The 14,559-nt window shown below is 66.3% G+C and carries 12 protein-coding genes; 3 read left to right on the plus strand and 9 right to left on the minus strand.

Going from position 1 to position 14,559, the window contains the following annotated elements; genetic code table 11:
* The first annotated feature begins 160 nt into the window (after positions 1-160).
* The 3 genes from uvrA to H7F51_RS00305 all read left to right on the plus strand — a co-directional run bounded on the left by uvrA (position 161) and on the right by H7F51_RS00305 (position 5,721).
* A complete protein-coding gene (gene uvrA / locus H7F51_RS00295; protein ID WP_185662211.1) occupies positions 161-3,055 on the plus strand; it encodes an excinuclease ABC subunit UvrA in 2,895 nt (964 codons plus the stop codon).
* 910 nt (positions 3,056-3,965) lie between these two features.
* The gene (locus H7F51_RS00300; RefSeq protein ID WP_185662212.1) at positions 3,966-4,829 is read left to right on the plus strand and encodes a DUF3800 domain-containing protein; all 864 of its coding nucleotides are present in this window, start codon (positions 3,966-3,968) and stop codon (positions 4,827-4,829) included.
* A gap of 487 nt (positions 4,830-5,316) precedes the next feature.
* The gene (locus H7F51_RS00305) at positions 5,317-5,721 is read left to right on the plus strand and encodes a CHRD domain-containing protein (RefSeq protein WP_185662213.1); all 405 of its coding nucleotides are present in this window, start codon (positions 5,317-5,319) and stop codon (positions 5,719-5,721) included.
* Here the strand turns inward: H7F51_RS00305 and H7F51_RS00310 are convergent.
* The 9 genes from H7F51_RS00310 to H7F51_RS00350 form a co-directional block, all read right to left on the minus strand.
* Positions 5,655-6,593: a hypothetical protein gene (locus H7F51_RS00310; protein WP_185662214.1), complete on the minus strand. Its 939-nt coding sequence runs from the start codon at positions 6,591-6,593 to the stop codon at positions 5,655-5,657. The genes H7F51_RS00305 and H7F51_RS00310 overlap by 67 nt on opposite strands.
* 101 nt (positions 6,594-6,694) lie before the next feature.
* A complete protein-coding gene (locus H7F51_RS00315; RefSeq protein WP_185662215.1) occupies positions 6,695-7,261 on the minus strand; it encodes a fasciclin domain-containing protein in 567 nt (188 codons plus the stop codon).
* A gap of 11 nt (positions 7,262-7,272) precedes the next feature.
* Positions 7,273-8,343 (minus strand): hypothetical protein, encoded by a 1,071-nt coding sequence (locus H7F51_RS18775; RefSeq protein WP_281384386.1) that lies wholly within the window; start codon positions 8,341-8,343, stop codon positions 7,273-7,275.
* A 162-nt stretch (positions 8,344-8,505) separates the two neighbouring features.
* Positions 8,506-9,453 carry a GAF domain-containing protein gene (locus H7F51_RS00325; protein WP_185662216.1) on the minus strand — a complete coding sequence of 316 codons (948 nt, stop codon included), beginning with the start codon at positions 9,451-9,453 and terminating at the stop codon, positions 8,506-8,508.
* 172 nt (positions 9,454-9,625) lie between these two features.
* Entirely contained in the window at positions 9,626-11,035 is a 1,410-nt protein-coding gene (gene glnA / locus H7F51_RS00330) for a type I glutamate--ammonia ligase (protein WP_185662217.1), read from the minus strand.
* Positions 11,036-11,129: 94 nt separating this feature from the next.
* On the minus strand, positions 11,130-11,468 hold the full coding sequence (locus tag H7F51_RS00335) for a P-II family nitrogen regulator (RefSeq protein WP_185662218.1): 339 nt from the start codon (positions 11,466-11,468) through the stop codon (positions 11,130-11,132).
* Between the two features lie 282 nt (positions 11,469-11,750).
* A complete protein-coding gene (argC, locus tag H7F51_RS00340) occupies positions 11,751-12,674 on the minus strand; it encodes an N-acetyl-gamma-glutamyl-phosphate reductase (RefSeq protein ID WP_185662219.1) in 924 nt (307 codons plus the stop codon).
* The gene (locus H7F51_RS00345; RefSeq protein WP_246447555.1) at positions 12,671-13,018 is read right to left on the minus strand and encodes an SH3 domain-containing protein; all 348 of its coding nucleotides are present in this window, start codon (positions 13,016-13,018) and stop codon (positions 12,671-12,673) included. Before H7F51_RS00345 ends, argC begins: the two co-directional genes overlap by 4 nt.
* Before the next feature lie 112 nt (positions 13,019-13,130).
* The gene (locus H7F51_RS00350; protein ID WP_185662220.1) at positions 13,131-14,522 is read right to left on the minus strand and encodes a leucyl aminopeptidase family protein; all 1,392 of its coding nucleotides are present in this window, start codon (positions 14,520-14,522) and stop codon (positions 13,131-13,133) included.
* Positions 14,523-14,559: the final 37 nt, after the last annotated feature.

Below are 14,559 nucleotides of genomic sequence, written 5' to 3' on the forward strand. Positions count from 1 at the left end.
GTGCGGGGCGAGTGAGCGAACGGCGGGGAAGGGCGGACGACCTGCCCGGCATCTTTCGCGGCCAGCGCCAAGTTGCAAGGCGGCCGCGCGCTTCCTACTTGGGGACGGACCGAAGCCAACCCCCTTGTCTCACCCGAACAGATGTGGAACATCCCCGCGCATGTCGCTTTCGAAAATCACTGTCCGCGGCGCGCGCGAACACAACCTCAAGGGCTTCGACGTCGAGCTGCCGCGTGACAGCCTGATCGTCATCACCGGCCTTTCCGGCTCGGGCAAGTCCAGCCTCGCCTTCGACACGATCTACGCAGAAGGCCAGCGCCGCTACGTGGAATCGCTGAGCGCCTATGCCCGCCAGTTCCTCGAGATGATGCAGAAGCCCGACGTCGAGCATATCGACGGGCTCTCCCCCGCCATCTCGATCGAGCAGAAGACCACCAGCCGCAACCCGCGCTCCACCGTCGCCACGGTGACCGAGATCTACGATTACATGCGCCTGCTCTGGGCGCGCATCGGCATTCCCTATTCGCCCGCCACCGGCCTGCCGATCTCCGCGCAGACCGTGAGCCAGATGGTCGACCGGGTCATGGCCCTGCCCGAGGGCACCCGCGCCTACCTGCTCGCCCCCGTCGTGCGCGGCCGCAAGGGCGAATACCGCAAGGAACTGGCCGAGTGGCAGAAGGCCGGCTACACCCGCGTCCGCATAGATGGCGAGCTTTACGCCATCGAGGATGCCCCCACGCTCGACAAGAAGTACAAGCACGATATCGAAGTGGTGGTCGATCGCATCGCCGTGCGAGACGGCATCCAGACCCGCCTCGCCGATAGCTTCGAGCAAGCCCTCAAGCTCGCCGAAGGCCTCGCCTACATCGACCTGGCCGATGGCCCCGTCCCCGGCCGCGAAGCCGAGGAAACCGGCAAGAACCTCAAAGGCGCCGGCCTCCCCGCCAACCGCATCGTCTTCTCCGAAAAGTTCGCCTGCCCCGTCTCCGGCTTCACGCTGGAGAGCCTCGAGCCGCGCCTGTTCAGCTTCAACGCACCGATGGGCGCCTGCCCGGCGTGTGACGGCCTCGGCGAAAAGCTCCTGTTCGACGACCAGCTCGTCGTCCCCAATGAGCACCTCTCGCTCAAACAGGGCGCCGTGGTCCCCTGGGCCAAGTCCAACCCGCCCTCGCCGTACTACATGCAGGTCCTCGCCAGCCTCGCGGCGGAATTCGGCTTCTCCCTCGAAACCCCTTGGGCCGATCTGCCCGGCGAGGTCCGCCTGATCATCCTCCACGGCACCGGTGGCAAGGCCGTGCCCCTGACCTTTATCGACGGCAAGAAGTCCTACACCGTCAAGAAGGCCTTCGAAGGCGTGATCGGCAACCTCAACCGCCGCCTCCTGCAAACCGAGAGCGCCTGGATGCGCGAGGAACTGGGCAAGTTCCAGACCGCGCAGCCCTGCGAAACCTGCCAGGGCGCCCGCCTCAAGCCCGAGGCGCTCTCCGTCAAGATCGCGGGCGAGGACATTTCCTCCGGCACCCGCCGCTCGGTCGTCTCCGCGCTGAACTGGTTCAGCACCCTCTCCGAAAAACTCACCGACCAGCAGAACCAGATCGCCCGCGCCATTCTCAAGGAAATCAACGAGCGCCTTGGCTTCCTCAACAACGTCGGCCTCGATTACCTGAACCTAGACCGCACCTCCGGCACCCTGTCGGGGGGCGAGAGCCAGCGCATCCGCCTCGCCAGCCAGATCGGCTCCGGCCTCTCCGGCGTGCTCTACGTGCTCGACGAGCCCTCCATCGGCCTCCACCAGCGCGATAACGACCGCTTGCTCGAAACCCTTCACCGCCTGCGCGATCTCGGCAACACCGTGATCGTGGTCGAGCATGACGAGGACGCCATCCGCACGGCAGACCATATCGTCGATCTCGGCCCCGGCGCCGGCGTCCACGGCGGCGAGATCGTGGCCCAGGGCACCCTCGCAGACATCATGGCCAGCGAGGACAGCCTCACCGGCGCCTACCTCACCGGCGCGCGGCGGATCGAAGTCCCGGCCAAGCGCCGCAAGGGCAACGGCCACCAGATCACCGTCGAAAACGCCCGCGCCAACAACCTCAAGGGCGTCACCGCCTCGCTCCCGCTGGGCACCTTCACCTGCATCACCGGCGTCTCCGGCTCGGGCAAGTCCTCCTTCACGCTCGACACGCTCCACGCCGGCGCCGCCCGCGTCCTCAACGGCGCCCGCGTCATCGCCGGCCCGCATGACCGGATCACCGGCCTCGAGATGTGCGACAAGGTGATCGAGATCGACCAGTCCCCCATCGGCCGCACCCCCCGCTCCAACCCCGCGACATATACCGGCGCCTTCACCCAAATTCGGGACTGGTTCGCCGGCCTCCCCGAATCCGCCGCCCGCGGCTACAAGGCCGGGCGCTTCTCCTTCAACGTCAAGGGCGGCCGCTGCGAAGCCTGCCAGGGCGACGGCCTGATCAAGATCGAGATGCACTTCCTGCCAGACGTCTACGTCACCTGCGAGGAATGCGCCGGCAAGCGCTACAACCGCGAAACCCTCGAAGTGAAATTCAAGGGCCTCTCCATCGCCGACGTGCTCGACATGACCATCGAAGACGCCGAAGAATTCTTCAAGGCCGTCCCCCCGATCCGCGACAAGATGCACATGCTCAACGAAGTCGGCCTCGGCTACGTCAAGGTCGGCCAACAGGCCACCACCCTCTCCGGCGGCGAAGCCCAGCGCGTCAAGCTCGCCAAGGAACTCTCCCGCCGCTCCACCGGCCAAACCCTCTACATCCTCGACGAACCCACCACCGGCCTCCACTTCGAAGACGTCCGCAAACTCCTCGAAGTCCTCCACCGCCTCGTCGACCAGGGCAACAGCGTCGTCGTCATCGAACACAACCTCGACGTCATCAAGACCGCCGACTGGATCCTCGACCTCGGCCCCGAAGGCGGCATCCGCGGCGGCGAAGTCGTAGCCGAAGGCACCCCCGAACAAGTCGCCGCCCACAAACGCTCCTTCACCGGCCACTACCTCAAACCGCTACTCGAACGCTGACCCCCACGCTTCGTCATTGCGAGAAGCGCAGCGACGAAGCAATCCACAGCCGCCGTGCACCGCCCCAATCCCCCGTCGCCCCGGACTTGATCCGGGGCCCCGCGTCCTCGCCCCACACACCCACACTCGCCCTCGTCATTGCGAGGGCCAAAGGCCCGCGGCAATCCAGAGCCCCAAGCTCAACGTTCCGCATCTACGCCCGAAACGCTCACCCCGCTCACCAACACCCGCTCATCCTGAGCCTGTCGAGCCGAAGGCCAGCGAAGCTAAAGAGGCGCGCAACGCCCGCCCCAAGCGCAACAACCCCCCTCCCGCCTGCGGGAGGGGCCGGGGGAGGGCATGTTCCAGACACAACCCAAGCCAAACCTCACCAGAACCCAAAAACAACCGAGGGGGCCATCGCCCCCTCGACCCCCAATCCGTCTCCCGGCACGAACTTCGCGCCTCATGGCCAACCTGACGCACCCATGCCAGTTCGTCCCGATTCCCCGTCATCCCGGGCTTGACCCGGGATCCCGCTTCCTCGCCCCATACCCCACCCTCGTCACTGCGAGGGCCAAAGGCCCGCGGCAATCCAGAGATCCAAGCGCCGCCCACCGAACAGAGCGCTCCAAACCTCGCCCACCGTCATCCTGAACTCGTTTAGCTGCGCTGGCCTGCGGCACAGGTCCCGCAAGGGCAGCGCAACCCGCTCCACGATACGAAGGCAGGGAGTAAACGCTGAATCGAAGGCGTTCGCTTCCAAGATGGCCGCGATCACTTTGGCTTGTCTGGTTGCGGCATGTGCTTAGCTTCTTTCCGCGGCCTCTCATCCCAATGCGTCTTGTTCTCGTCCGCGCCGATCTCACGGGCGGCTTGCTTAATCTTATCAAGTTGACTTTGAACCAGCTTGTCGGTTCCAGTAGGCACGATGCCATCCAGCGAAAAAGAATACGGTTACATCGCATATATCGATGAAGCTGGTGACCCCGGCCTCAAGCGAGTGCGTCCAATTGATCAAAACGGTGCGAGTGAATGGCTGGTCTTGAGTGCGGTTGTCATGCAGGCAAAACGCGAACCTGATGTTCTTGGCTGGACGCGAGGCATCATTTCCAACCTTGGCGTGAAGCAGCGCCACGACTTGCACTACCGCACCCTATCGCCAACTCGAAAGATCTCTGCGGGCGAGCAGATCGCGGCCCTTCCTGTTCGAGCTTTCGCAATATGCTCGAACAAGAAGAACATGCGGGGTTATCAAAATCCAAGAGCAGAAAAGACGCCATCGCAGCAATGGTACTATAACTTTTGCATCCGTCTTTTACTTGAACGTGTGACAGCATTCTGCGCGGCTCGCACGGTGAAGGACCATGGCGAAAGCAAGCTGATAAAGATTGAATTTTCAGAGCGTGGGGGCATCAGATATAGCCAAACAGCGGCCTATCAATATTATCTGCGACAGCAGCAGCAGGGCGGTCAGATATACCTCAAGAAGCGCGAGCCAGTTATGTCAATGCTCGACTGGGACTTGATGGCTGCCCACCCACACCAAGAGCGCGCGGGCCTTCAACTGGCTGATTACGTAGCCAGTGCATTCTATCAGGCAATCGACTGCGGAGGGCCGGGGGTTTGGGATTTGGAACCAGCCAAATCCTTGGCACCAATTCTTCCAAAGGAAGCAGGATTGCATCGCGATTTTGGGGTAGCGCTTTTCCCAACCCCGGCTTGGAGGGCGGACTTGACCGCCGATCAGAAGAGAATTTTTGAATTTTACGGCTACGATTTCGCAAGGTGGTAGGCCCCTGGCACCCGAACCTTATATGCTTTCAGGCTGCCATCCAGTGGGCAACCGTCACGTAAGGGGCGTCCTGTTCTTTCCTCAGGCCGCAGGGTTTATCCAGCGTTGCCTACCGATACCGAGAATCTCACGAGTAGAGTCTTCTGTCAAGATTCTCCTTTAGATTCCATAATCTTAAGGTTAAGTTGCTGGAAAGGAATCGGTTTGTCGAGCGGCCTTCTCGTCAAACCGCTGGAATTACGGGCATTACGGCGACACGTTGCTAAATCCCCAATTCCGGGAGCGCGAGGGCGATGGCCCTCGCATCAACCCCTTCCTCCCTTCAGCCCAAAACCATGGTCTAGGCTTCCGTGCTCACCACCTCCCGGCCGACCGGAACACCCCGCCACCCCATCCGTTGCTCCCGCAGGCGGCGCTTAAACGCCGCACCAGATTGCGGAGAGAGACAATGCCCTATCCCAAGACCGCGTCCGCGCTGGCTTTGCTCATGACTGCCGCCCTCGCGCCGGCCCTGTCTGCCGCGCCCACCAAGGCCACCGGCGTGACCCTGATGGCCTCGCTCACCGGCGCGGCGGAAGTGCCGGGGCCGGGGGATGCGGATGGCACCGGCACCTTCAAGGCCCGGCTCAACGTCGGGCAGGGCCAGCTGTGCTACACCCTGACCAGCGCACACCTTGGCACGCTCACCATGGCCCATATCCATTCGGGCAAGGTCGGGGTGGCCGGGCCGCCGGTCGTCACGCTGATGGCCAATGCCCCCACCGAAACCTGCATGGCCGTGGACAAGGCGGCCGCGCAAAAGATCGTTTCGATGACCGGCGACTACTACGTCAACATCCATACCAGCGATCGTCCGGCCGGGGCCATTCGCGGCCAGTTGACGAAGCACTGATCGGCCGCTTGCGGGAGCGCGGGGGCCGTCGCCCGCGCGCTCCCTCGCGCCGAAACCATTTTCCTACACCCCCCGAAATCCCATATCTCCCGTGATCCCCTCCGCACCTGAAGGAGCGCCGGATCATGCCCGATCACGACAATACGCCGTCCAGCCCGTTCGGTCGCGGCTGGATCCCCGCCGCGCGCGATCTGGGGCTTCCGGGAGACGTCCTCGCGCAGGCTCGGGATGAGCGGGCGGGGCTGGAAGCGCAGCCCCATCTCCCCGCTCTGCGCCACGATGGCTTCACGCCCGAGCGGCAGGCGCGGTTCTGTCAGGCCTTGTCGCTGGGCGGCTCGGTCCGCTCGGCCGCCGCTGCCGTCGGCATATCGGCGCAGGCGGCTTACCTTGCCCGCCGCCGCTCGCCCCATTTCGCCGCCGCCTGGGATGCCGCGCTGATCCTCGCCCGCGAACATGCCGAGCAGGTCCTGGCCGAGCGCGCGCTTGAAGGTGTGGAGGAAGCGGTGTTCTATCACGGCGAGCAGGTCGCCGTCCGCCGCCGCTTCGACGCGCGCCTGCTCCTCGCCCATCTCGCCCGGCTCGACAGGCAGTGCGAATCCCGCCCCGATGCGCGCCGCCGCGCCGAGCGCTTCGACGAACTCCTCGCCACCCTGTCGGGCGCCGAGCCTCAGGCGATCGAACCCCAACCGTGGAAGCGGAATCACGATCCCTACCTCCCGCCCGAACGCGCCGACCATGTTGCCGCTGCGACCGACGGCCTTGGCCCGCGCGCCTATCCCCGCGCCCGCCGCCGCGCGGAAGGGGAATGGGACCACTGGCGCGCCAAGGCCGAACAGGCGGTCGACCGTCTCTCTGCTCAAAACGCCGCTCATCCTGAGCCTGTCGAAGGACGCGAATACAAGTCGCGGGACGGGGCAGGGGGCTTTCCCCCCAGAACCCTGTCAACTTCGTCAACTTCGCCGGCAGCGCCCGCTCACTTCACGGTCTTGAGCACCGCGTCCACCCCCAGCGCCGAACCGTTCTTCGCGCTCGCCGCCTCGGCGGTCAGGGCGCCCTTGGCCCCATCGGCCCCGGTCACCACGATCTTGTCGCCCTCCTTGCTCAGGCTCAGCGTCCCTTTGCCCATGGAGCGCAGCTTCACCGCCTTGCCTCCGGCCGCATCGAGCGCCTTGGTCAGGTCGGCTTTGGTCAGCATCCCCGGCACGATATGCTCGCGCAGCAGCGCGGCCAGCGCGGCGCGCTGCTCCGGCGCCATCAGCGCCTTGCCCGGATCGCCCAGCGCCGCGAAGGCGGCATTGGTCGGCGCAAACAGGGTGTAGCTCGCCTTGCCCTCGAACACCCCGGCCAGCCCCGTATCCTTGATCGCGCCGGAAACGGTCGAGAACTGCGCCTCGCCCGCCAGCGCCTTGGTCAGCGTGTCGGCGCTCGGCTTCGCGGCCTCGCTGCTCGCCGCGTCCGAAGGCGCCCCGTCCTTCTTGCAGCCCGCCACGATGCCCGCGCCCGCCAACACCAGCATGAGCGCATATATCGGCTTGTTCATGCCCGGTCCTTTCAGCTCAGCAGTTCGATCGCGGCCAAGATCAGCCGCGTCCTCGGATCGACCCGGTAGATGTAGCCGTCGGCATAGCGGTAATAGGCGTCCGGCCCGTCGTAATAGCGGTCACGGTAGTCCCACGGCACGTTGTACACGCCATAGCCTACCGGGATCGGCTGCCCGACGATGAATTCGTCCCCGGTCATGAACCCCGCCACGCCCACGATCCGCCCCGATGGTTCAAGCCGGTAGAACGTGTCGTCATAATAACGGTAGTCCGGCCCAAGGTCGTAATACCGGTCGTAATAAACCGGCAGCGGCGCCGTCTCGTAGCCCACCGGCCACATCTCGCCGATGAACAGCGCCCCGCCCAGCAGCGGCACATAACCCAGGATGCTCACGCCCGAAGTGCGCAGCAGGTACCCGTCGAAATAGCGATAGCCGCTGTCCCCGTACCCCCACCAGTCCGCCCGCCACGGCACATAGGCCTGCTTGACCAGCCCCGGCGGATTGCACCCGTTATACTTCTTCGCCAGCCCCGGCGGGCATCCGCCCAACATGTTCGGCCTTTCCCCGCGAAAGGAAACGCGCTCGCCCCCGCCGCTCCCCGGGTGCGCAGCCCCTGCCACCGCACCGACGCCAGCGGCACCGACCGCGGCCTTGTGCATCGCCTTGGCCGAATTGCCCGGCCCTGCCGAGGCCCGCCCGTTACCCTTCGTCGCCATATGCCCCGCGCTCTTGGCAGAGCCCCGTCCGCCGCTCCTGGCCGATGCATGGCTGGCCTTGGCAGGGCCCGAGGCATGAGCCTGCCGCCCGCCGCCCCGCTCCTGCTGCGCGTGCGCGGCTTTGCCGCCCCCATGCGACTGCTGCGCATGCTGGGCCTGACCGCCGCCATGGTTGCCACCGCCGCCGCCGCCGCCGCCGCCCCGCTCGGCACCGCCGCCATGGGCTGGCCCGCCGCCGCCGTGACCACCACCGCCACCGCCGCCGCCCTTGCCGCCACCCGGCGCTGCCAGTGCGGGCGCTGCCAAGGCCATGCTCAGGGCCGCAGCCATGCCCAGCGTCGAAGTCACAAAATGGGTGCGCATCGCCGATCTCCTTCCCTCAGCCAACGCCCCCGTTCTACGGATAGTTCCGGAGGGCGCTGGTGCGGTGAGCGATGCGAGCGGATTTATCCGGCCCGGCCGGACGGCGTCACGGCGCGATCAAGCGAAGGTCATCGCCTGCCTGAAAGCGCGATGGGCCCCCTCTCAGAGATACCAGGCCGCCACATAGGCCATCTCGGTTTCGCGGTAGATCGGCAGGGCGATCATCTGGGAGTAACCCTCCGGCAGGGCGGTCGGCCCTTCCTGCACGCAGGGCAGGCCGGTTCCCAGCACCCGCCCGATCGGCCCTTCCCACAGACCCACGGTCACCGGATCGACCGGCGGGTTGAGCACCGGGGCAAGGTTGCCTTGCCGCTCGCAGATCCCGTCGACCAGTTCGGCCCGCCCGCCCGGGCCAACCCGGAACACGCGGGTATCCCACAGCTCGAAGCGCCGGGCGATCGGGGCTTTCACCGAGGACAGCAGCGTCAGCACATAGTGCGAGCCATCGGGCACCGGCACCGGCAGGCCGATCCCGCTCTTGAACCCGGCCGCGCTCGCCGCCGCAGAGCGCAGGAAGGCTGCCGCGCGCCCAAGGTCGCGCATCAGCACCGGCATCCGGGCGGACCACACGCCGCCGGGCAAGCCCTGGCCATGGCCGAACGACATGCCGCGCGAAACCGCGGCGAAATCGCCGGCCTCGCCATAGCAGCCGTCGGCCAGCACCAGTCGGCCATCCTCGTCCTGCCAGATCTCGATGCCGCCGCTCTGGCCCTCGCCGGCGCCGCACATCAGCACCAGCACGGCCTTGAGCTGCTTCCCGGCGAAAACCGGGATCGCCACGGCGCTGGTCAGTCCGGCCTCGGCCGCCGCCGCGCCGCGCACGAAGTCGCCGCCGTCAAGGTCGCCCAGCACCACCGGCCGCTGCTCGGCCCAGGCCTTGCCGGGCAGGCCTTCGCCCCGGGCGAAGCTCGCCGTCCGTGAAACCTCAGCAAAATCGGCCAGCGCCCCGTAGTTCCCGTCAGCCAGCCGCAGCCGGTCTCCATCGGGAATCCACACTTCGGCGACGCGGATGAAAGTCTGGTCACACGGCGTATCGAGCAAGCCCTGCATATCGTCCCTCCGGTTTCACGCCAACACCGCCGCGGACTCGAAGGCCCGCAGCCGTTCCCGCCGAAGGTCTGCCTCCCGCGCCCATTTCACAAGACGAAATTTCCGGCCGCCCCAACGAAAAAGGCGCCCCGGTTTCCCGGAGCGCCCCTTTCTTTCAACCGGTCCCGAAGGATCAGGCCGAGTAGTACATGTCGAACTCGACGGCCGACGGCGTGGTTTCCCAACGCAGCACTTCCGGCCACTTCAGTTCGATGTAGGCTTCGATCTGGTCCTTGGTGAACACGCCGCCCTCGAGCAGGAACTCGTAGTCGGCTTCCAGCGATTCCAGGGCTTCGCGGAGCGAACCGCAGACGGTCGGAACCTGGGCCAGCTCGGCCGGCGGCAGGTCGTACAGGTTCTTGTCCATGGCTTCGCCCGGGTGGATCTTGTTCTTGATCCCGTCGAGGCCGGCCATGAGCAGGGCCGAGTAGCAGAGGTAGGGGTTGGCCATCGCGTCGGGGAAGCGGAATTCCACGCGCTTCGCCTTGGTGCCGGCGCCGTAGGGGATGCGGCACGAGGCCGAACGGTTACGGGCCGAGTAGGCGAGCAGAACCGGGGCTTCATAGCCCGGCACCAGGCGCTTGTAGCTGTTGGTGGTCGGGTTGGTGAAGGCGTTCAGGGCCTTGGCGTGCTTGATGACGCCGCCGATGAAGTAGAGGCACATGTCCGACAGGCCGGCATAGCCGTTCCCGGCGAACAGGGGCTTGCCGCCATCCCAGATCGAGATGTGGGTGTGCATGCCCGAGCCGTTGTCCTTCATGATCGGCTTCGGCATGAACGTGGCCGTCTTGCCATAGGCCTGGGCGACCTGGTGCACGACGTACTTGTAGACCTGCATGCGGTCAGCGGTCTGCACCAGGGTGCCGAAGGTCAGGCCGAGCTCGTGCTGGGCCGAGGCCACTTCGTGGTGGTGCTTGTCGCAGGGCAGGCCCATCTCGATCATGGTCGAAACCATCTCGCCGCGGATGTCGACCAGGCTGTCGACCGGGGCGACCGGGAAGTAGCCGCCCTTGGCGCGCGGACGGTGAGCGAGGTTGCCGCCGTCGTATTCCTTGTTCGAGTTGGTCGGCAGCTCGATGTCGTCGATCGAGAAGCCGTTGCCGTTGTAGCCGTCGTAGAAGCGCACGTCGTCGAAGACGAAGAATTCGGCTTCCGGGCCGACGTAGACGGTGTCGCCGAAGCCGGCGCTCTTCACGTACGATTCAGCGCGCTTGGCGGTCGAACGCGGGTCGCGGGCATAGAGCTCACCGGTCGAGGGCTCGACGATGTCGCAGTTGATGATCATCATCGGGGTGGCCGAGAACGGATCGATGTAGATCGCGTCAAGGTCGGGCTTGAGGATCATGTCCGACTCGTTGATCGCCTTCCAGCCCTCGATCGAGGAGCCGTCGAACATCAGGCCGTCTTCCAGCTCGCCTTCGCCGAGGATGGCGGCGACCATGGTGAGGTGCTGCCACTTGCCCTTCGGATCGGTGAAACGCAGGTCAACCCACTCGATTTCCTCGTCCTTGATCCGCTTGAGGACGTCGCTAGCCTTGGTCATTCGTGATCCCTTTTTCTGCACTTATTTCCCACCGGGCGTGCCCGGCATGGAAAAACTGGTTGAACGGATAGCCCCGAAATTGTCGCGCGGTCGATCAGATCGCCGCGTCGTCGCGTTCCCCGGTGCGAATGCGCAGCGCGCTTTCGATCGGGATTACAAAAATCTTGCCGTCGCCGATGCGGCCGGTCTGGGCGGCCGAGGCGATCGCCTCCACCACGCGTTCGGCCAGGGCATCGCCCACCACGACCTCGAGCTTCACCTTGGGCAGGAAGTCGACGACATATTCGGCGCCGCGATAGAGTTCGGTATGGCCCTTCTGGCGCCCGAAGCCCTTGGCCTCGGTCACGGTAATGCCGGAAACGCCGATTTCGTGGAGCGCTTCCTTAACTTCGTCGAGCTTGAACGGCTTGATGATCGCTTCGATCTTTTTCACGTCTTCCAGACCCCTGCGCGTTTGCCGCGGCCCGCTCCCTCGGCCCGTCTGGTCAAGGGAGATTGCCGGACCGGATGTCCAATCGCCTCAGAAGCCCCAATCCAAGAATCGTGCCAGAGGCGGTAAACCATGCCTAGGCGAAGGCCGCGGGATGGAAAAGAGCGGAATCGCAAGATTCGCAACCAAACCGCTCCCCCAGTTGAAACGGATTGAGGATGAGGACTTGCACGGCGTGATTAAATTGCGGGCAGCTCTGCCCGAATTTTAAGCAATTACTTGTGATCAGAGTCGCAGCCCGGCCGTTTCAGGCAGGCCGGCCATCAGGTTCAGGCTCTGTACCGCCGCTCCGCTGGCCCCCTTGCCGAGGTTGTCGAGCACGGCCACGAGCCGGGCCTGGCTGTCGTCCCCGGCGCCGAACACGTAGAGCGCAATGCCGTCCCACGGTTCCATCGACCGGCGCAGCAGCAGTTCGTCCGGCACGTCCTCGCGCACCGTCACGATCGGGCTGCCGGCATAGTAGGCGGCCAGTTCGGCCCGCAGCGCGTCCGGCGCCGCGGCACCCGGCATGGCGCCCAGCGGCAACGGAACCTCGACCACCATGCCCCGGTGCGCCGGGATCACCGCCGGCGCGAACAGCGGCGGCACCGAAAGCCCGGCCAGCTTCTGCATTTCCGGCACGTGCTTGTGGCCCATGGCGAGGCCATAGCCGCGAAAGGCGATGTCGCCATCGTCCTCGAACCGCTCGATCAGCGCCTTGCCGCCGCCCGAATAGCCCGAGACGGCGTTAACGGTGTAGGGCCAGTCGGCCGGCACCAGCCCGGCGCGGACCAGCGGAGCGATCAGCGCGATGAACCCGGTCGGATAGCAGCCCGGATTGGCGACGCGGCCGGCCGTGGCCACGGCCTCGCGTCCGACGATCTCGGGAAAGCCATAGGTCCAGCCCGGCGTCACCCGGTGCGCGGTCGAGGCATCGACGATCCTGACCTTGCTGCCCTCGGCCATCTCCACCGCCTCGCGCGCGGCATCGTCATGCAGGCACAGCACGGCGAAATCGGCGGCGTGGAGGGCTTCCTTGCGCGCTTCGGGCAATTTGCGCCGCGCATCGTCAAGCACGATCAGCTCGAACTCGCTGCGCCCGGCGAGCCGCTCGGCGATCTCGAGCCCGGTGGTCCCGGCCGCGCCGTCGATGAAGACTGTGGAGGTCACGGCTGCGCGGTCAGCGCGGCAAGCGCGACATAGCCGACGAGCCCGTTCTCGCCGATCTGGCCCCAGGCATAGGCCCCGGCTGCATCAAGCACGTTGAACAGGGCGCCGCCTTCAACCTCGGCAATGGCTTCCGCGTCGCTCCGCCCGGCCTTGAGGAGGGGCGCGCCGCCTGCGGCCACGACATGGGCCATCGGCACGACGTAGTGCGGCACGAAGACCTTTCCGGCGAGACGGATATGCGCAAGGTCCCCGCGCACCGGCAGGTGCAGCGGATCGAGCTTGGCACTCGGCCCGGACAGCGCAAAACTGGCGCCCGGCGCGGTAATGTCGGAAAAATCGGTCAAGCCTTCAGAGACCCCAGTCGGATATGAAGGCGGGCGCTTAGCCAATAGTGCGCATTCAGGCAAGTTGGCTGCCGCCCGGCCTGCCGCATCCCGCAGCATGAAGGCGTCGCGTTCAGCCGCCATAGCGCGCCTTCAGCATGTGCCAGGCCGCGCGCAGGCCCAGCGCGTCGCCGCCCTTGGGCCGCCCCGGCTTGGCCGCCGGGCGCCAGGCGAAGGTGTCGAAATGGGCCCAGTCGATCCCTTCGGGCACGAACTTGTCGAGGAACAGCGCCGCCACGCTCGCCCCGGCCATGCCCGCCCCGCCGGCGTTATTGAGGTCGGCGATGTCGCTCTTGAGATACTCCCGGTATCCTGCGTGCAGCGGCAGGCGCCAGACCGGGTCGTCGCTCTCCTCGCCGCCGCGATAAAGCGCCTCGGCGGTCGCATCCTCGCGCGCGAACAGGCCCGGCAGATCCGGCCCCAGCGCCACTCGCGCCGCCCCGGTCAGCGTGGCGAAGTCGATCACCAGCTCCGGCTTGGCCTCGCCCGCCTTGGCCAGGGCATCGCCAAGGATCAGGCGCCCCTCGGCATCGGTATTGCCGATCTCCACGCTCAGCCCCGCGCGGCTGCGCAGCACGTCGCCCGGGCGGAAGGAATTGGCCGAGACCGCGTTCTCCACCGCCGGCACCAGCAGGTGCAGCCGCACCTTCAGCCCGTGCTCCATCACCAGCCGGGCGAGGGCGAGGGCATGGGCCGCGCCGCCCATGTCCTTCTTCATCAGCAGCATGCCGGATGAAGGCTTGATGTCGAGCCCGCCCGAATCGAAGCAGACCCCCTTGCCCACGATGGCGAGCCGCGGATGGGCCGGATCGCCCCATTCCAGTTCGATCATCCGCGGCGCATGGCTGCGCCCCGCCGCGCGGCCGACCATGTGGACCATCGGGAAGACCTGCTCGAGTTGGTCGCCCTTGGTCACGTGCAGCTCAGCGCGGTAGGCCTTGGCCAGCTGGCTGGCCACGGCCTCCAGCTCGGCCGGCCCCATGTCCTCGGCCGGGGTGTTGACGAGATCGCGCACCAGTTCGACCGCCGCCGCCTCGGCCAGGGCCGGCTCCACCGCCTTGGCCTGCTTGGTGAGCAGGATGCGCGGGCCTTCCTCGCTGGCCTCGCTGCGATAGCGGTCGAAGCGGTACTGCCCGCAGGCCCAGCCGACCAGGGCCTTGTCCAGCGCCGCCGGTTCCTCGGCCAGCCGGTAAGTGCCCCCCGGCAAGACCTCGCCCAGCTTGGCCAGGCACCAGGTCGAAAGCGCGGCAAGGTCGGCCACGCCGGCCACGGCAAACCAGCCGTCGCCATCGGGCACCACGGCATGGTCGAAGCCGCCGCCGTCGAATTTCTGCGCCGCCAGCGCCGCGCGCTGCCCGGCCGAGAGCCGCTTGGCCCAGTCGGCGAAGCTGTCCTTGGACACAAGATGGATGGTCGTGGCGGCCTGGCCACGGTCGGCTTGGACGAGCGCTTGTCTGTCGGTCATGTTCCGTCAATCTTGGCGCGGCATAAGCCGGCGGTGA

Origin of the sequence: Novosphingobium flavum (assembly GCF_014230315.1) — a bacterium.
GTDB classification, from domain to species: domain Bacteria; phylum Pseudomonadota; class Alphaproteobacteria; order Sphingomonadales; family Sphingomonadaceae; genus Novosphingobium; species Novosphingobium flavum.